We start from the raw sequence: 17,251 nt of genomic DNA, 5'->3' as shown, positions 1-17,251 counted from the left end.
AGCTACCTTATTTACACTAACTAACCTGCGAGGATATTAACCGCGGAATTCGTTACTCAGATAGAATAGCCTGAACTAAACCGCACAAAAATAGTGCTGCTCACCCGCGACCAGCACTACTTTGCTTATTCGATCCCCAAAATTAACCGGACTTCTTCTTCGGTCAATGAGCCTTTGTTCTCCGTGCCGCTCAACACTTGATCGACAAAATTGCGCTTTTTTTCTTGTAGTTTATAGATCTGTTCCTCAATCGTGCCTTTCGTGATTAGACGGTAAACTTCCACCTTTTTGGTTTGACCAATGCGGTGGGCCCGCGCCGTTGCTTGGTCTTCCACCGCCGGATTCCACCAAAGATCAACTAGGATCACCGTATCGGCGCCCGTCAAATTTAACCCAGTCCCACCAGCTTTCAGTGAAATTAGAAAGACGGTCTTTTCGCCGGCGTTAAAGGCATCAACCATGGCCAGTCGTTCCTTAGGCTTGGTCCGCCCTTGTAGCATAAAGGTCGCAATATTCTGTTTGGCCAGTTCCGCTTCAATCATATTCAGCATACTGGTAAACTGGGAAAAAATTAGAACCCGGTGTTGATTATCCACTGCCTGGTGTAAGATTTCGTTAAGCTGATCCAACTTGCCAGAACTCGCTTGGTAGTCATCAACGTACAACGCTGGCGTGTCGCAGATTTGGCGTAAGCGCGTCAATCCCGCTAAAATGGCAATTTTATTTTTTACGAAATTTTCGCTGGACATGCCCTTGATCGTAATCTGCATCTGTTTCAGCTGCGCCAAATAAACAGTCTTTTGTTCCGTGGTCATTTCATTGTACAAATTAGATTCAACCTTGGCCGGTAAATCTTTTAGCACTGCCACCTTCTCACGGCGCAAAATAAACGGTTTAACCCGCACCGCAATTTCATCCGGCGTCAGCTTGTTAAAGGCCTTCTTGCTCGGTAACAGACCAGGCATAACCAAGGCAAAAATCGCCCAGAGTTCTTCGGCGCGATTTTCGATTGGCGTTCCCGATAAGGCAAAGGTATTTTTCGGCGTCAATTTACGCAAATTCTGATTGGTTTTAGAGCTACCATTTTTCACGTATTGGGCTTCATCCAACACTAAATAATTAAGCTCCCGCTGCTGGTAGTCTTCAATGTCTAAGCGAGCACTGTTATAACTGGTGATCAATACTGCCGCCGAGCTGGTTGCGATCAATTGGTGACGGTGTGCCTTGGTGCCATCAACCACTTCGACCTCAATCTTCGGCGCAAACTTAGCGAATTCTTCTTGCCAGTTATAGATCAATGACGCGGGCGAAACGACTAGATTAGTTTGATCAGGCACTAAATGATTATTCAAAAACGTGATCATCTGCAGTGTTTTACCCAGCCCCATTTCATCGGCCAAGATACCACCAAAATGGTATGAATCCAACATTTCTAGCCACTTAACGCCTAGCTTTTGGTAGGGCCGTAATTTGGCATTAACTGGTTGGCTGGCGGCGACCGCAAACTGTTCCGGATGGGCCAGATCAGTGGTCAAACGTTTAAACTTCTGATCAAAGTTTGCTGTATCCCCCAGTGCAGCTTGAATGGCCAAGGCTTGTGAGGCGTGGACTTTCATTTGTCCATGTTTAAACTTGCCTTGCGCACGCACCTTAACCAAGGCCGCCGCCACCTTTTTCAGCTCATCGTCAACAAGGACGATTGACCCATCAGGCCGCGCAATAAACGGCTGTGCAACGTCTAATTGTTCTAAAACTTGATCGACCTCATTTTCATTGATCCCACCAAAGGAGAAGCTAACCGCTAAGAACCCATCTGCCTGGCTAACATCGATTTTTGGCGTTAATTCAGCCGAATCCTGTAATAAAGCTTCTAATTCTGGCGTCAGTGTGACCACCCCGTTGGTACGCAAGTTAGGCAACTCGTCCACAAAGAAACGGTACAATTCTTCGGCCGCGACGAAACTTTTAGTCCAGCTGCGCCCATGTTGGTGGAATTCCAGGCTGCGTAAATAAGTTGCTGCCTGTGCTTCCATTTCTGAATTGCGCACAATCGTCTTATTTTTAGCAATATCATTGCTGTCAGTGATCTCACCGTCGTATTCGAAGGCCAACTTTAATACCAAGGTTTGCTTATCACGACTTAAGTCAAAATGCGGAATCATTTTCTTAACTACCAGCTGGGGCGGAAATTTGATCATACCAACTTGCTGAAACAAAGTTACAAAATCACTAAGTTGACTCTCACTGTCCAGCGGAAAATGCAGCGCGTGACGCTGAGAATGGTATTCAACGACTTCATTATAATTATCGTTGATCTGCGCAATAATTCTAAATTGTTCACTAGTTGCTTGATAAAGCGTGTTTCGGCGGATGAGGACTAAATTAGAATTGACAAACGATTGAAAATCAGCCTTAATTGTCAAATTATAGCCAGTAGCATTGGCCACTAGCTCACCACTCAGTAGGCCAGCCTCCGCCGTGAAGGCTTCAAGCTTGATAGTTTCATAGCGTTTAGTCTGCTCATCTGATTTAAAATAAAACGTGGGTAACGCAGTCAATAAAGCGACTGTATGCGCAAAATTATAGGTTGGCAGCACCATGTATCTACTGGCACTCGCCCCGTAAATATCAATTTTGGCCTCGTTTTCAAGCTGCTTTAAAAAGTCAAGTAACGCTTGCTCGGTGGGCGCAAAAGCAGTGGCGCTAAGCTGAAACTCCCGCTTACCATTAGTTTGATACACAGCATGATTACGGTATGCCGCCAAAAAACGATCAATATTACTGACCACATAAAATTTCGAATCCGCCCCGGCAACCCGTAATTTAATGAAGAAACGATCTACTTCCTGATAGCTCCAGTCGGCAGCAGTTTGACCGACAACCAGGGTCACTTCTAAGTGTAGTGCTGTATCAGTGCTCGCCTGCAGTGGTTGAAAATAATGCTTCTCTGGTAATTGAATCTGCTCTAAAAAATATTCGCCACTGGCCTGGGGTTCCAGAGCTTTTCGGTATTGTTCAAATTCAGGTGGTAGCGCCGATTTTGGGAGTGCTTGTTTAAGGACTGGCTTGGCAAAAAAGCTAGCCCGTCCATCCAAATCAGCGCGCAACTGATTGTATTGCTGTTTATTGGCGTAAACTTCCCGTGCGGCTTCCGGATGATCCAACAATTGTTGTTCAAACTTCGCCGAGATTAACAAGTAATGAGCGCCCATCTTTTTAGGAAAATTCAAATCATCAGTCTGGTCATTAAATAGCTGCTCAATTGGTCGCCCCTGTGACTTCAACAACTTGACCACGGCCGCAATATGCTTACAGTAACCGTGACCAGGAAAGTAGGGGCATTCACAAAAATCGCTACCGGCATCGTTTTGGTTGACGGTAACGCCATATGCCTCAGTTCCGAAGACTGTTGCTTCCACCTCTTGCCGATCATTATCAATATATTGGATCACAACATCACCATTATTGGCAATTTTTGTGCCACGATTCCAGATTTTGATTGGTATTATTCTTTTTTCCATTGCTTGCTCCATCTTCTATGCCTAATTCATGTCGTTATACTGTTACCTATTCTACAATAATGCTGCTGAAAAAAGAAAAGATTCAGTCAGATTAGTGACTGAATCTAAAATTAATTCGTATTTTGCACACCACTAAACGTTCATTCGCTGGTTAAGGTAAATAATCATCCTGCTACACAACGACTAGATTTAAACTAAATTTTACGTCGCTAGAATTAATTGGGCGAATTTGCCCCTTCTCTGCAGCAAACGCGAAAAAAAGAGCAGATTCCTGCGGTTGCCATGTTTCAACTTGGCGTTTTTCGGCATGCTAGTTCTTGCGGCATGAACTTTGCCACAAGAATAGACAACATTCGTAGCATCATGAGTTATTTGCGTTTCTTGCAAATAACTAACCTTAATTGCGAAGTAGTAGTTGAATGGTCAACGTATGAAGCATCAAGATTATTAGCGTATTAGGCTGCGATTCGGACTTCGGTTCACCCTAGTCCGATCGATATCGTCAGCAAAGCTAGTAATAATCCTCAATTGCGGAATAGTAGCTACAGCAGTCACTTCGGCCGTTTCACGGCCAAAGCGCCTACTTAGGCTAATCCTCAGAATCTACCGCTCTTTTTTTTGCTCTTTTTTATTCCAAAAACTTTTTCTCTGTTCCTGGCATTAACTGATCGCTTTTTGTCCCGCGCAATCTTGCCTCGTGGTACAAGTAGAGGTACTTGGCCCTGGCCAATTGTCGCTGGTAGTATAGCTCATCATCAATTGCAGCATTAATAACTCGATCTGAGTTATCTTTTACCTTATTCCAATTTTTCATTGCCATCGCGATTTGGGCCAAAAGCTTTTCATCATATTCTTTGATCAGCTTTGAAGACCGACCCTTGTGGCGCCCAAGAAAACTGCTGGCCATATTTACATCTCCTGCCGTCCTTCAACTGCCTTAAGTAACGTCATCTCGTCGGCGTATTCAATGTCACTGCCCACTGATAAACCATGGGCCAACCGCGTGACCTTGATGCCCGCCGGTTTAATCAGCCGTGACATGTACGTTGCTGTTGCTTCGCCCTCTGGAGTAGCGTTGGTGGCGATGATCACTTCTTTGGCCTGATCATTTTGAAGCCGCTTCAGCAATCCGGCAATGTTGATATCTTCCGGGCCCTTGCCGTCAATCGGTGATAGAACGCCGTGCAACACGTGGTACAAGCCATGATATTCGCGCATGCCTTCCATCGTCATGATGTCCTTGGGCTCTTCCACCACCAAAATAACGCTTTGATCACGGGATTTATCCTGGCAAATCGCACAAGGATCCTCCTCGGTGATGTTACCGCAAATACTGCAATAATGCAGATCACGTTGGGCAGAAATCAGCGCCTTGGCAAAATCAGTCACATCATCTTTATGCATATTAATTGTGTAAAAAGCTAGCCGCGTCGCCGTTTTATTACCGATACCAGGCAACTTCATGTAGCTTTCAATCAATTTTGCAATCGGTTCTGGATATTGCATGCCCTCGTCCTCTCTTCTGCTAAATAGGTAACACATCCAAAAAAGCGTTCAGATTCTGAAAATTAATTACAACAGTCGTCTCAGCCGTTGCCCAGTAAAAGTAACCCGTTAACCTAATTCTCAAAATATGATCACGCTTCTTCACGCACAATAACTACATTCCAGGAATATTCATACCTTTGCTATATTTACCCATGGTAGCTTGCGTCTTAGTATCAATCTCGTTCATTGCATTGTTAACGGCCATAATGATCAAATCCTGCAACATATCAGGATCGTCAGGATCAATGGCCTCAGGCTTAATCGAAATATCAGTCATTTGCTTATCACCAGTAAAAGTAACGACAACCGCGTCATCACTGGCCTTACCTGTAAAAGCAGTGCCGTTTAAATCATTCTGTGCCTGTTCCATTTCCTTCTGCATTTTCTGCATCTTTTTCATCATACCTTGCATATTACCCATTCCACGCATCATTTTATCAATCAATCCTTTCAAGTTTATCAAGAGTGTCGCAAAAGTCGCTCAGGTTCCACGCATTAGCCTAGATTATCGAAAAATTTATGAAATAAATTATTTGGTAATCTAGGCTAAGCACAGGAACCTGCCTTTTTAGGCACGTTTGGGCTAAGTAAATAGTGTAAGAAACCTAGGCCGCGTTTGCGAACTGTCTTTACTAGTATTCACCTGACTATTTTAGTGGAAACGTGTTTGAAAAAGCAGATTCCTGCGGTTAGCTACAACAGCCAAATCATCTGTTTCACAGATAATTCGTCTGTTTAGGCTAATCCTCAGAATCTAACCGCTTTTTCAAACACTCTAATCATCCTTAACTTCAATATTAGCAGAACCAAACAATTCTGTCGCCTTTTCAACAACTGGGGTCACTTGTGGCTTTTCGTCCGCCTTGGGTTGTTTACCGCGATGGTGCTCTTCAATGTAGGCTTGGCGGACTTTCGGCCAATCATCTTGAGGGACAAAAATAATTTTAGGTGTATAGCCTACCAGCCGATCCAGGCCGTTTTCTAAGCCATCAACCATTTCTGGGTTATTGCTGGCTCGTTCCAATAAAAAGTCGTTATCAAAGGACACAACGACGCCGTCATGACTGGCCGCCACTGGCTCTGAAGCGTGCATTAAGGCACGGTACTGCACGGACAGTGTTTGTAATAGATCTTGCCAAACGCCCTTTAACTGCTGTAAATTTTCCTTTGTTGCGTGGTCGAGTACTGGGTAAACGGCCGCTGGATTGGCGTGCCGCGCCGGAGTAGTCGTCCGTTTCACCGGCCGCGGTGTCGCTGCAACTGGTGCAGCCTGACCTTCACTTGACTGCAACTGATCGACCGCCTGAGTTAATTGCTTAACTTGCGCCTGTAACGCCGCCACCGTTGCCTCTGGTGCAGCCTGTGAAGTCGCCTTTGATTGCACCTCTGGCTGATCCACTTGGGCTGTGACCGCCGCCACCTTAAGCTGGGTCAATTTCACGGTAACCACTTCCAGGTAGATATCTGGGTGGTTAGTAAAGCGCAATTGCTGCTGCATATCATTTAAAATATCAATTACTTCATATAAGGTAGTCGCCGCCAAGCTCTGACTTAACGCCTTAAAATGATCATCCACGCTGCCCATTTCAATTTCAGTCACCATTTCCGGCGCTTTTTGGTAAAGGAGCAAGTCGCGACTATATTCGATTAAATCTTCAATAAAGCGGCTGGCATCTTTGCCCGCAGCCAACAACTGCTGCAAAATTTCCAGTGCCTTAGCCGTTGCCTGATCCTGAATTGTTTGCATGTAATCAGCCAACAGCGCCCGTGTTGTACTGCCAGTCACCTGCAACGCATTGTCCAACGTCACGTGATTATCACTAAAGGACAAAACCTGATCCAAAATACTCAGCGCATCCCGCATGCCACCTTCTGCAGCCTTCGCGATGGCCTTCAAAGCTTCCGGCTCAAAAGTGACTTCTTTTTCCTGCAAAATGTACACCATCCGCTGATAAATATCCTGGCTATTAATCCGCCGAAAATCAAAACGCTGAGTCCGGGAAATAATCGTCAACGGTACCTTATGCGGCTCAGTTGTCGCCAAAATGAACAAAACGTGTTCCGGCGGCTCCTCCAATGTTTTCAGTAAAGCATTAAAAGCGCCCGTGGACAACATGTGGACTTCATCAATAATATAAACTTTATATTTGGCCGCAGTCGGCGCATATTTCGCCTTGTCCCGAATATCGCGAATTTCGTCAACACCATTATTCGACGCCGCATCAATTTCAATGACGTCGTTTAGCGTACCGGCCGTAATCGCCTTACAAGTTTCACATTCATTGCAAGGCTCGCCATTCTTCAAATTAGGACAATTAATGGCCTTAGCCAAAATCTTTGCCGCCGACGTTTTACCAGTCCCCCGCGGACCAGTAAATAAATAAGCGTGACTAGTCTGCTGAGCAATTAACGCATTGCGCAACGTTTTCGTAATCGTCTCCTGCCCGACAATATCCGCAAATTTCTGCGGCCGCCAAGTACGGTATAAAGCTTGATAGGCCAAATTAACGTCCTCCTTTCATGATTCTTTCAGACACCAATTAATCATTTTGTTAGTTTATTTCAGTGATCAAATAATAGTAGTTCAAACAACATTCTAAAAATTTTAGGTGGCAGGCAAGCCGGATTGCGTTTGAAAAATAATTTTACTAGCTTTTTCCTAGCCATTCAAGTGTACTGCGTTTGAAAAAGCAATCATCGAACCAGTCTTTAGTATAGCTTAATCAGCCAAGTAAAACGACCTCCGCCACGTGGCAACTAATGCCAAAATGGCCATCCTTTTACCAGATTAACAGTAAAGACGCTGGCCAAAATAATCTCAAAAAATAATTCCACCGCTATAATTAAGCACAAATTAAAAGCTCTTAGTCACTTTCAACTAAGAGCTTGTTTATCATCAAAAAAACAAGAGACACATGCCACATCCTACTTAGTGCTGCTTTCTTCCGAATCTGACACGATTCGTAAGCGCAACATTGTCTCAAGGCCTTTCGGCAACTATTATTATACAAAACTATTCCGAAAAAAGCTAGTGCTAGACCTGAAAAATCAGAAATCTTTTTGACAGCCAACCAAAACGACCTTGGTAGTGGTTTTTGTCCAACGCCATGGATTTTTTAGCATGAACACCACAAAAAAAAGGCCAAGTCAAGACTGGCTATACTCCTACTTAAGTAGACAAGCAAATAATCAAAGCTTGTACACTTAGGAAGGAGTTTTTTATGGGAAGAAAAGGTTCCCGCTATACATTGAAGGAAAAACTGGCGTGTATTAGCTTAGTGGAGCAGGGAATTACTCCTAACGCAGTTGGCACTCAGTACAATATTAAAGGTGAACAGATCCAGCAATGGGTTCAACGTTATCACAAAGATGGCGAAGCGGGATTAAAGCGAGCTTGGCCGCACCGTTATCCAACCGAGCTAAAGCTGGAAATCGTTCAAAAATATCTAACAAGACACACGTCATATCCACAATTGGCCAGAGAATATCAAATTCCTAACGTGGCAGTTATATATCAGTGGGTAACCCGGTATACTAGTGGTAAATCATTAGAAACTACTAGGGAGAAAAACGATATGAGAGATGGTCGTAAAACAACTCAACTTGAACGAATTGAGATCGCACAATGGGTGATTGCCAATGATCTAGACTACGTCGGTGCTATAAAGAAATTTAACGTCTCATATGGACAAGCCTATACCTGGGTTAGAAAGTTCAAACGAGATGGTTCGATGGGCCTAGAGGATCGTCGTGGTAAGGCGAAAGAAGATCATGGTCAATTAACTGAGAACGAGAAATTAATGCTTGAAAACAAACGGCTTCAGGCCCGCGTAATGCGGCTCTCAACGGAGCTAGCCGTGCGGGAAAAAATCCAAGAATTAGAGAGAAGGAATGTCCTCAAACAGAAAAATATCAAGTTATTAAAGAACTCACACAAGAAGTGAATTCAGATAACGATCAACCTTATAATATCGGCTATTTGTGTACCTATACGGGAATTTCACGATCAAGTTACTATAAGTGGTTAAATCACGGTCTAAGTCAGCGTCAGATCGACGATCAAGCTGTTGTAAAGTATATGATCGAGCTAGAGAAACAACACAACTATATCTACGGTGTTGAGAGTCTAACAATGTATGTTAATAAGAATACCAAGTATCATGTTGGACACAATAAAGTGCGACGATTAATGGTCGAAAATGAAATCAAAGCATCTATCAGGGTTAAGAAACATGATCGACATGAGGAACATAAAGAGCAACTCTCGGCTAACCTTCTGTATGATGCAGATAAGGGTCATAATTTTCATCCAGATGAGGCTAACCATATTTGGGTAACTGATTGTAGCGAATTAAGATATGGTCTTAGAAATCAGTATCGGCTTCGCCTAAGCGCCATTAAGGATCTATATGATCATAGTATTATTGCTTGGCAGGTAGCCGAAACTGAGACATCGGTGTTAGTTACCGATACGATCAGGTTGGCTTTAGAGAACACAAATGCAATTAAACCAGCCATTTTACACAGCGATCAGGGTTCTAGCTACACCTCTGGTGAATACAACACTTTCCTAGCAGGTCATGGCATCAATCATAGTATGTCACGAGCGGGTACCCCTGGCGATAACAGTCCTATAGAATCCTTTTGGAGTCACATGAAGGACGAATTTTTTGCGTTCAGAACGGCGCAATCAAAGAGTGAATTACTTGCTCAGATCAATGAGTTTATTCGCTGGTATAACTTTGAGCGGCTTCAAGTAACATTAAACGGCATGACGCCGATAGAATATCGAAATCATGCCGTTCAAGAATGTGCATAAACACTTTAATTATTTGATTGTCCTCTTGACAGGAGCCGAGCCACTTGGCCTTTTTAAAATAATTTACTTATTAATATTAATACCAACCATTTGCTTCCCAGAATGACTGTGCCTTACTCCAGCTACCGTAAGTTGAAGTGACGTAAGAGTTAGCAACAGCTTCTTGGTTTGATGCCGAATAATCACCATTTAAATATGAAGAACTTAATTGATACTTACCGATATACTGACCGTTAGTTGCTGAATAATTACCGCCAGATTCCTTGTTAGCAATCCAAGCTTTAGCGGCAGCTTCGGAGCTACTTGTTGAAGTAGCGGCGTTATTAGTACTAGTTGCTGAACTAGCAGTTGATTGTGTGTTTTGTGTTGCCTGTGCTTGTGGTGCAGTGTATGTCGATTGTGTGCTTACTGGAGCCGATACGGCAGAAGCAGCACTAGTTGCAGCTACACTAGAAGCCTGTGAAACTGGCGCTGCAGATGAGACTGGCGCAGTTGAACCAACTGGGGCCGTACTGCTTGCTGGGGCAACAGAACTGACAGGAGCAGTTGAGCTAACAGGCGTTGCGCTGCTTACTGGGGCAACGGAACTAACTGGTGCAGTACTGCTTACTGGCGCAACCGAACTGACAGCTGCAACGCTACTAACTGGCGCAACTGAAGAAGCTGCAACGGCTGATACTGGCGCTGCAGATGAGACAGGTGCCACTGAAGCAGCAGGCGCAACTGAACTGACTGGTGCAGCCTGTGAAACTGGTGCTGCACTAGCAGGCTGTTGAACAGCACTTGGCTGAGCAGCGGCTGCCGTAGATGCAACTGCACTACTTGGAATATTATATTTTTGACCGGCATAGATTAAATGCGTGGTTTTATTGATGTTATTAGCTGTTTCAATTGAATCGATTGTTGTGTTGTAATCTTCGGCAAGATCAGAAACCGTGTCGCCAACCTTAGCAGTAATGACTGCTGCATCAGCGACCTTAGCGCCACCGATCAAGATACCAGCGGCACCGGCTGTTGTGAGTAATACCATTTTTAGACGTTTACTTAATAAAATAAAAATCACTCCTAATTTATGATTGACTTCAAAATTTGATTACGAAATTCTGCTTTGCATTCCATTGGTACCGAAATGCATTCAACAGGCGTAAGTATAGCAGGGCTCTGTAACATGTAAATAGCAGTTACGTTACAAAATGGCCTTTTATTGTAATATTGTCATCTGTTTGTTATCTAAGCCGTTTCAACCCCATCGGCGCGCACCTGCTCTGGTACCAAAATAAGTGAAACTTTTCGGAATAATCATCAAAAAAGATTAAAATCGACTAAATTAAAGGTCCTTAATATCATTTGATAGCGCTTTAAACTATACTATAAGTATCGTTTAGAGTTAGGGTGTGATCGTTTTGCAAGCATTTATCCTGAATTATTCACCATAAGTTCTCCAAGTACAGTGTCACCCCGGTATCATGGGCGGTACTGTGTTTTTTATTTTTCACCTTTTTAGTGCAGAAAAAGAACCTCCGATTTGGTATAGTTGATTCACCACAAGTCAGCTATCCACCCAAAGAAAGAGGTCCTTCTCATGGCAACTTTACCGGGAAAACGAGTTAATTTCAATCCTAAATTACATATTTCGCACACTGGTGGTGAACTTTCCACTGATGCTGGGCTAGTGTTGGTCAAAGAATTAATGGCGCAACTCAATTTCACGACCTTAGCGTATCAATTAGTCCATTTTGATGACCAGCGCCATTACGCTCGTTACAGCAACGTTAGTCTACTAGAACAGGTCGTGCTGCAGTTGATCGCCGGTTACCCGGCCGATCTAGCTGCCACCAGTTTGCGCAATGACCCCACATTTAAATTACTATTGGCACAACCGCAATTGGCCTCACAACCGTCATTATCCCGTTTTTGGCAACGCTGTGACGAGCAGACCATCACCTCATTACAAACGTTGAATCAAGCATTGCTTGACCAAGCGTGGACTGGCGCCAAGCAACAACAGCTGATCCTCGATATTGACTCGACTCACGCCGATACTCATGGTCATCAGGAAAAAACGGCCTTTAATGCGCATTACGGTACCACGGGTTACCATCCGCTGGTCGCTTTTGACGGGCAAACGGGCCACTGTTTAAAGGCTCAATTGCGCCCAGGTAATGTTTATACCAGTACGGATATTGCCCCCTTTATCACACCACTACTACAGCACTATCATCAAGTCAAACCGAACGCTGATATCTTGGTCCGCGGGGATAGTGGCTTTGCGACTCCAGAATTATACGAAACTTGTGAAGCCAACGACACTTTTTACTTGATCCGCCTGAAAGCCAATCGGCGGCTGAACCAACTGGCTGAACGTTTTGTTCAGATCAGTGATGAGCAGAATTGGACTGAGACCGAGGTCCATTATTATCGCGCGTCTTATCAAGCCCGATCATGGTCTAAGCCGCGCCAGATCTATATTAAATCAACTCGACCAGCTGGTGAATTGTTATTTCAACATGAATACCTCGTGTCCAATTTAACGAGTTTTGTCGCCGAAGATGCATTTCACGCCTATCACCAACGGGGTCAAATGGAAAACTATATCAAGGAAGCCAAGGCTGGCTTTTACCTGGATAAAATGACTAGCTCGCAATTTATACCAAATTATGCCCGCATGATGCTCAGTGTCCTCGCTTATAATTTAGTCAGCTTGATGCGCCAATTGTTGCCTGTACAACATCAGCGATTACAGGTTACAACCTTGCGCTTATGGCTGTTTAAAGTAGCGGGTAAGCTGGTGACCAGCGGCCGGCAACTTTATCTAAAATTAAGCCGCCACCACGTCTATCAGGATTTGTTTTATCAACTGTTAGCTCGAATCCAAGCGCTACAGTGGGGCTAAACTGGTGCAAAAAATCAAAAAAAGTCGGTTCGGCCAAGGGGCAAGTATGCTCAAAATTGAGGATCAAAAATTTATCCAGCCCCATAATTTGGTAGCCTTTAGCAAAAACAGTACATCTTGGTTTGACTACGCCATAGCAGCACGAGAATTGGTCCAAAATTGTGCGGTATGCCGATATTAAACCTCGTATGAATAATTCGGGATTTATTATTGCTCAGTTAGAATTAGTTCTACGTTTAATCCTGGCGGCATTGTGCGGCTTTGCCATCGGCTATGAACGTAAAAATCGTTTAAAAGAGGCCGGTATCCGCACCCACATGATTGTTGCGTTAGGAGCCGCCTTGATCATGATTGTTTCCAAAGATGGTTTTTTTGACGTCCTTAACGTTAAAAATGTCGTCTTGGACCCTTCCCGAATTGCCGCCCAAATTGTCAGCGGGATTAGTTTTTTAGGTGCCGGAACAATCTTAGTTCGCCGTCAAGGCATTAACGGCCTCACCACCGCAGCCGGAATTTGGACCACCGCGGCAGTCGGCATGGCCATTGGTGCCCGCCTGTACGTTGTTGGTATCTCCGCCACACTTTTAGTGCTGCTCATTCAGATCTTACTCCACAAACAGCTTCGATTTTTGCCCAATGCAGTGGCCGAACAACTTTCACTGGAAATGTTGGACCAACCAGAAGCAATCAATAATTTGGAAAAAATGTTACAGCAACACAATATTGAATTGCTAAACCTTCATATTGAACGCCAACGCCACCACCTAGTCGAAATTAGACTGGCCGTCAAACTACCCCCTCACTACAAAGTGGCCAGCTTGATGAGCCTACTAGGTGAAAACGAGGCCATTCAGAGTGTTGATTACTAACCCTGTAGCGAGGGCCGTAAGCCCTAGCACGAATTTAATATCATTGACAAAAAGTGACCAACGCCAACAAGATTTAAGCATATTTAATCGCAGAAAACAGTCGTAGTTTGATTACCGAATTGCTCGGCGGCCAAACTACGACTGTTTTTCTGTCTTCTGCTTCTTTTTAGCCTTTCGTTTAGCCCTAATTTGGCGGAAAAATTGCTGCAATAATCCCGCCGCGTCATCTGCTAAAACGCCGGCTTCCACTTCAGCTTGGTGGTTAAAGCGCTCGTCCGTTAGTAAATTCATGAAAGTGCCCGCCGTACCTGCCTTTGGGTCAGGGGCACCGTAATAGACTTCACTTAAGCGCGAATTAATAATTGCCCCGCTGCACATCGGACAAGGTTCTAAGGTGACAAAAATTGCTGCATCCTCCAAACGCCAACTATGAATTGTGGCGCAGGCCTCCTGAATCGCCAAAATTTCGGCGTGGGTCGTTGCGTCCTGGCTGTGTTCCCGCAAATTATGACCACGGCCAATAATTTCACCGCGGTAAACAATAACGGCCCCAATCGGCACTTCACCGATCAAGGCCGCCGTTTTTGCTTCAAATAAGGCCTCACGCATATAAAATTCTTTTTCAGTTTGCTCAAATACCAAATTCCTAACTCCATTCCTACTATTAATTAAATAATCGCCAAGGGCCGCTTTTTAGTCGGTGCCGGAAAGGCTGCGTCAATCTGCACTATTTCTGCCGGCGTTAACGTGACATCAGCCGCCGCCAAATTAGCCTGCATGTGTTTCCACTGACTAGTTTGGGGAATCGCAAGCAGCTGTGGTTGCCGAATCGTCCACGCTAATAAAAGCTGCATCGACGTAATTTGGTGTGCCTTAGCAATTTTTTGAATCACAGGATTAGCCGTCAATTGCTGGCCTCGACTATCCCCCTGGGCAATCGGCGAGTAGGCAATAAAAGGAACCCCATTTTTCAGTTGCCAAGGTAATAAATCGTATTCCACGCCGCGGTCCGCCAAATTATACAAATCTTCATTGGCAAAAACGTCCGCACCGTTAGTTTCTTGAAACAATTCTAACATATCAGCTGTATCAAAGTTAGAGACACCCCAATGCCGAATCTTGCCCGCTTGCTGTAATTGACGCAGCCCGGTAATTGTTTCCTTTAACGGAACTTGCCCCCGCCAATGAAGTAAATAAAGGTCGAGGTAGTCCGTTTGCAGTCGTTTCAAACTGGCGGTTAAACTCTGCTTCATCCGCTTGATTGATGCGTTTTGCGGATAGAATTTTGAAACCAAAAATAATTTTTCCCGGGTATACGGCTTAATAGCCGCACCGACCAATTCTTCGGAACGACCGTCCCCATACATTTCCGCGGTATCAATGAGATTGCTACCGTGCTCAAGGCCGTAACGCAGCGCCTGAATTTCTCCGCCGCGTTTATTCGGATCGTCGCCCATGTGCCAAGTTCCCATCCCAATGACGGGCAAGCGCTCGCCCTTAAAATCTAGATAACGCATTTTTAACTTCCTTTCAAAACAAAGTTGCTACGATAAATAAACGCTGATTAGGGCCACCGCGATCATTAAAGCACGGGACAAAAAGAGCTCCCGCAGCAATTAGCTTTTCGGGAGCCCATTATTTTAATGCCGGTATTCGTGTAGCCAATCTTTCAACGTTGCAGTCAATTCATTAGCTGCGTTGCCTGCTGAGCCAACGTACACACCAGCCTTATTGCGAACTTTGCTTAACTTTTCAACCGCATTAACCAAGTGATTGAGATCATCGTTGTCAATTCGATCAACGAGGTCAAGTATCCGCTCGTTGCCCTTAAGGTTGTCCCGCACGAACGTTTTCACTTTATACCGATTTCTACGGGTTTGAATTTGTTCGACAATGGCATCCGCTGCTAAATAGGCGCCGGTTGCGGCAAGCGTTGTCGTAATACCAATACCAAGTAAAATTTTGCTACCAGTTTTCATAAAGTCAGCCTCCTTATTAGAGAGAGTGCCTAAAAAGGCGTTCAGCCCCTGAGCATTAGCCTAGACCACCAAACGATCCGCTTCGCGTATCGTTTGGCGATCGTAGCTAAGCACAAGGAGTTGCCTTTTTAGTCACGTTTCATTTCCACCAGAATCAGTCCGAAAAATAATTTCCAACCGATCTAGTAAAGTATCCAGTAATGCTTAATTTCAGTGTACCATAATCTTGCTTCCTTGGGGACTAAAGCGCACTCATACTTGCTTAACACTTTGAATAATATAGTAACCTTTATTTTTCTTCACGATTGTTGCGTTGCCAAAGGTTTCTTGCATCGTTTTTTGGGCGGAAGGTGCACCCTGTTTTTTCTGTAAAACAATCGTTAACGTTCCCCCTGGCAGTAAGTGATCCTTGGCGCCAACTAAAATCCCCGTCACGACTTGTTTACCAGCCCGGACCGGCGGATTGGATAAAATAGCCGCGTACTGCTTCTCTACAGCTGCGTATTGATCAGAAGTGAAAATAGCAACGTTAGCCACGTGATTATTTGCGGCATTTTCCCGGGCCAATGATAAAGCCAGCTCATTGACGTCCACCAGATCAACTTGGCGTTCAGGAGCCTCTTTGGCCAACGCTAACCCAATTGGGCCGTAACCGGCACCCACATCCAGTAAATCACCTGCAGGCAAGTCAGTAAAACTAAACGCTTCTAGTAAGGTGCGTGTCCCGAAATCAACGGTTCGTTTTGAAAACACACCATTATCAGTTACAAAATGAAATTCGTGGCCTCGCAACGTAAACGACCAATCTTTTTTTCGTGAACCACATCAGGATTTTCTGAATAATAATAATTTGTCATGATTAAATTCCCCCGGAGCTATAATTAATTTATTAAATTTTTATTTTTAGGAATCAGGCCTACGTCGCCGCCCTTTTGGACTCAAAATTGACAACCTAACGACCATTTTTGACCCCCAAAACATACTCAAACGAAATGGCTTGTGGTAAACTAATTGTACCATGAATCGCCAGAAGTTCCGGCCAACACTATATCTAGTAGCTATTTTAAATTTAGCTACCGAATATAGTGTTTTTTGTTGATTTATTGTAAGTGACTGGTTATACTAAGAACATAAACAAAAAGTACCAGAGAGAAAGGTGAACCACATGAATAACTTAACAGTTTACACAAAAAATGGTTGCATGCAGTGCAAGATGACTGAACGCTTCCTCAATTCGCACAATATTCCTTTTACAGAACACAATATTGATCAAGAACCAGAATACGTCGACTATCTGCGGGAAAAGGGCTTTCAAGCAACACCAGTGATTGAAGCATCAGACATCAGCTTCACCGGCTTCCGCCCCGACCAATTACGCCAATTAGCAGTTTAAAGTGATAAAAGTGGCGGTCAAACGCTTATGCTTACGCCATTTTACCGCTTAAACATCATAATAGCACCAGATTCCAATAAGTAACCAACTTAGCAACGTCGTAAACCATAAGACACAACGTTTCTCGCACCACTTGCGGGAACGCCGGGTGCCTTTTATTTTTTGCTCAGAGTGTTTGAAAAGACGGTTAGATTCTGAGGATTAGCCTTTTCAAACACGTTTCCACTAA

At 44.2% G+C, this 17,251-nt stretch carries 14 protein-coding genes, 1 other RNA gene and 1 pseudogene; 5 read left to right on the top strand and 11 right to left on the bottom strand.

The window, feature by feature from the left end; all coding sequences use genetic code 11:
* Nucleotides 1-125: 125 nt before the first annotated feature.
* The 6 genes from AYR53_RS06775 to ffs all read right to left on the bottom strand — a co-directional run bounded on the left by AYR53_RS06775 (nt 126) and on the right by ffs (nt 8,061).
* Complete coding sequence (locus AYR53_RS06775) at nt 126-3,521, bottom strand: SNF2-related protein (RefSeq protein ID WP_068223095.1); 3,396 nt, start codon at nt 3,519-3,521, stop codon at nt 126-128.
* A 628-nt stretch (nt 3,522-4,149) separates the two neighbouring features.
* A complete protein-coding gene (locus AYR53_RS06770) occupies nt 4,150-4,428 on the bottom strand; it encodes a YaaL family protein (protein WP_068223093.1) in 279 nt (92 codons plus the stop codon).
* Between the two features lie 2 nt (nt 4,429-4,430).
* Nucleotides 4,431-5,027 carry a recombination mediator RecR gene (recR, locus tag AYR53_RS06765; RefSeq protein WP_068281083.1) on the bottom strand — a complete coding sequence of 199 codons (597 nt, stop codon included), beginning with the start codon at nt 5,025-5,027 and terminating at the stop codon, nt 4,431-4,433.
* Between the two features lie 154 nt (nt 5,028-5,181).
* Nucleotides 5,182-5,499, bottom strand: coding sequence for a YbaB/EbfC family nucleoid-associated protein (locus AYR53_RS06760; RefSeq protein WP_178378335.1), 318 nt, complete (start codon nt 5,497-5,499; stop codon nt 5,182-5,184).
* A 345-nt stretch (nt 5,500-5,844) separates the two neighbouring features.
* The gene (dnaX, locus tag AYR53_RS06755; RefSeq protein ID WP_068223084.1) at nt 5,845-7,572 is read right to left on the bottom strand and encodes a DNA polymerase III subunit gamma/tau; all 1,728 of its coding nucleotides are present in this window, start codon (nt 7,570-7,572) and stop codon (nt 5,845-5,847) included.
* 392 nt (nt 7,573-7,964) lie between these two features.
* Nucleotides 7,965-8,061, bottom strand: an RNA gene (gene ffs, locus AYR53_RS06750) — signal recognition particle sRNA small type.
* A 229-nt stretch (nt 8,062-8,290) separates the two neighbouring features.
* Between ffs and AYR53_RS06745 the strand changes: the two genes are divergently transcribed.
* Together AYR53_RS06745 and AYR53_RS06740 are read left to right on the top strand one after the other, a co-directional pair.
* Complete coding sequence (locus AYR53_RS06745) at nt 8,291-9,013, top strand: helix-turn-helix domain-containing protein (RefSeq protein ID WP_057823861.1); 723 nt, start codon at nt 8,291-8,293, stop codon at nt 9,011-9,013.
* Complete coding sequence (locus AYR53_RS06740) at nt 9,010-9,888, top strand: IS3 family transposase (RefSeq protein WP_238595646.1); 879 nt, start codon at nt 9,010-9,012, stop codon at nt 9,886-9,888. The genes AYR53_RS06745 and AYR53_RS06740 overlap by 4 nt, the downstream gene beginning before the upstream one ends.
* A gap of 76 nt (nt 9,889-9,964) precedes the next feature.
* Here AYR53_RS06740 and apf read toward each other — a convergent pair whose 3' ends face one another.
* On the bottom strand, nt 9,965-10,918 hold the full coding sequence (gene apf / locus AYR53_RS06735) for an aggregation-promoting factor (RefSeq protein WP_068223079.1): 954 nt from the start codon (nt 10,916-10,918) through the stop codon (nt 9,965-9,967).
* A 552-nt stretch (nt 10,919-11,470) separates the two neighbouring features.
* Between apf and AYR53_RS06730 the strand changes: the two genes are divergently transcribed.
* The gene (locus tag AYR53_RS06730) at nt 11,471-12,781 is read left to right on the top strand and encodes an IS1380 family transposase (protein ID WP_068279064.1); all 1,311 of its coding nucleotides are present in this window, start codon (nt 11,471-11,473) and stop codon (nt 12,779-12,781) included.
* 188 nt (nt 12,782-12,969) lie between these two features.
* Nucleotides 12,970-13,650 (top strand): MgtC/SapB family protein, encoded by a 681-nt coding sequence (locus AYR53_RS06725; protein WP_068281283.1) that lies wholly within the window; start codon nt 12,970-12,972, stop codon nt 13,648-13,650.
* A 135-nt stretch (nt 13,651-13,785) separates the two neighbouring features.
* On the opposite strand, the gene tadA is transcribed toward AYR53_RS06725, so the two are convergent.
* The 4 genes and pseudogenes from tadA to AYR53_RS06705 all read right to left on the bottom strand — a co-directional run bounded on the left by tadA (nt 13,786) and on the right by AYR53_RS06705 (nt 16,486).
* Entirely contained in the window at nt 13,786-14,292 is a 507-nt protein-coding gene (tadA, locus tag AYR53_RS06720) for a tRNA adenosine(34) deaminase TadA (RefSeq protein WP_206602491.1), read from the bottom strand.
* A 26-nt stretch (nt 14,293-14,318) separates the two neighbouring features.
* Complete coding sequence (locus tag AYR53_RS06715) at nt 14,319-15,167, bottom strand: aldo/keto reductase (RefSeq protein ID WP_068223076.1); 849 nt, start codon at nt 15,165-15,167, stop codon at nt 14,319-14,321.
* Between the two features lie 123 nt (nt 15,168-15,290).
* Entirely contained in the window at nt 15,291-15,629 is a 339-nt protein-coding gene (locus AYR53_RS06710; protein WP_068223074.1) for a hypothetical protein, read from the bottom strand.
* A gap of 252 nt (nt 15,630-15,881) precedes the next feature.
* Nucleotides 15,882-16,486 (bottom strand): annotated as a pseudogene (locus AYR53_RS06705) (class I SAM-dependent methyltransferase).
* Nucleotides 16,487-16,794: 308 nt separating this feature from the next.
* Between AYR53_RS06705 and nrdH the strand changes: the two are divergent.
* On the top strand, nt 16,795-17,022 hold the full coding sequence (gene nrdH, locus AYR53_RS06700) for a glutaredoxin-like protein NrdH (RefSeq protein ID WP_068223071.1): 228 nt from the start codon (nt 16,795-16,797) through the stop codon (nt 17,020-17,022).
* The last annotated feature ends 229 nt before the right edge of the window (nt 17,023-17,251 follow it).

The organism is Loigolactobacillus backii (genome assembly GCF_001663675.1).
Classification (GTDB): Bacteria; Bacillota; Bacilli; order Lactobacillales; family Lactobacillaceae; genus Loigolactobacillus; species Loigolactobacillus backii.
This window is presented reverse-complemented; position numbering and strand designations above follow the sequence as displayed.

What these genes read in the sequence shown, in the direction of transcription:
- AYR53_RS06775 (WP_068223095.1), bottom strand. Translation starts at nt 3,521, where the DNA reads ATGGAAAAAAGAATAATACCAATCAAAATCTGGAATCGTGGCACAAAA.
- AYR53_RS06770 (WP_068223093.1), bottom strand. Translation starts at nt 4,428, where the DNA reads ATGGCCAGCAGTTTTCTTGGGCGCCACAAGGGTCGGTCTTCAAAGCTG.
- recR (WP_068281083.1), bottom strand. Translation starts at nt 5,027, where the DNA reads ATGCAATATCCAGAACCGATTGCAAAATTGATTGAAAGCTACATGAAG.
- AYR53_RS06760 (WP_178378335.1), bottom strand. Translation starts at nt 5,499, where the DNA reads ATGCGTGGAATGGGTAATATGCAAGGTATGATGAAAAAGATGCAGAAA.
- AYR53_RS06745 (WP_057823861.1), top strand. Translation starts at nt 8,291, where the DNA reads ATGGGAAGAAAAGGTTCCCGCTATACATTGAAGGAAAAACTGGCGTGT.
- apf (WP_068223079.1), bottom strand. Translation starts at nt 10,918, where the DNA reads ATGGTATTACTCACAACAGCCGGTGCCGCTGGTATCTTGATCGGTGGC.
- AYR53_RS06730 (WP_068279064.1), top strand. Translation starts at nt 11,471, where the DNA reads ATGGCAACTTTACCGGGAAAACGAGTTAATTTCAATCCTAAATTACAT.
- AYR53_RS06725 (WP_068281283.1), top strand. Translation starts at nt 12,970, where the DNA reads ATGAATAATTCGGGATTTATTATTGCTCAGTTAGAATTAGTTCTACGT.
- AYR53_RS06715 (WP_068223076.1), bottom strand. Translation starts at nt 15,167, where the DNA reads ATGCGTTATCTAGATTTTAAGGGCGAGCGCTTGCCCGTCATTGGGATG.
- AYR53_RS06710 (WP_068223074.1), bottom strand. Translation starts at nt 15,629, where the DNA reads ATGAAAACTGGTAGCAAAATTTTACTTGGTATTGGTATTACGACAACG.
- nrdH (WP_068223071.1), top strand. Translation starts at nt 16,795, where the DNA reads ATGAATAACTTAACAGTTTACACAAAAAATGGTTGCATGCAGTGCAAG.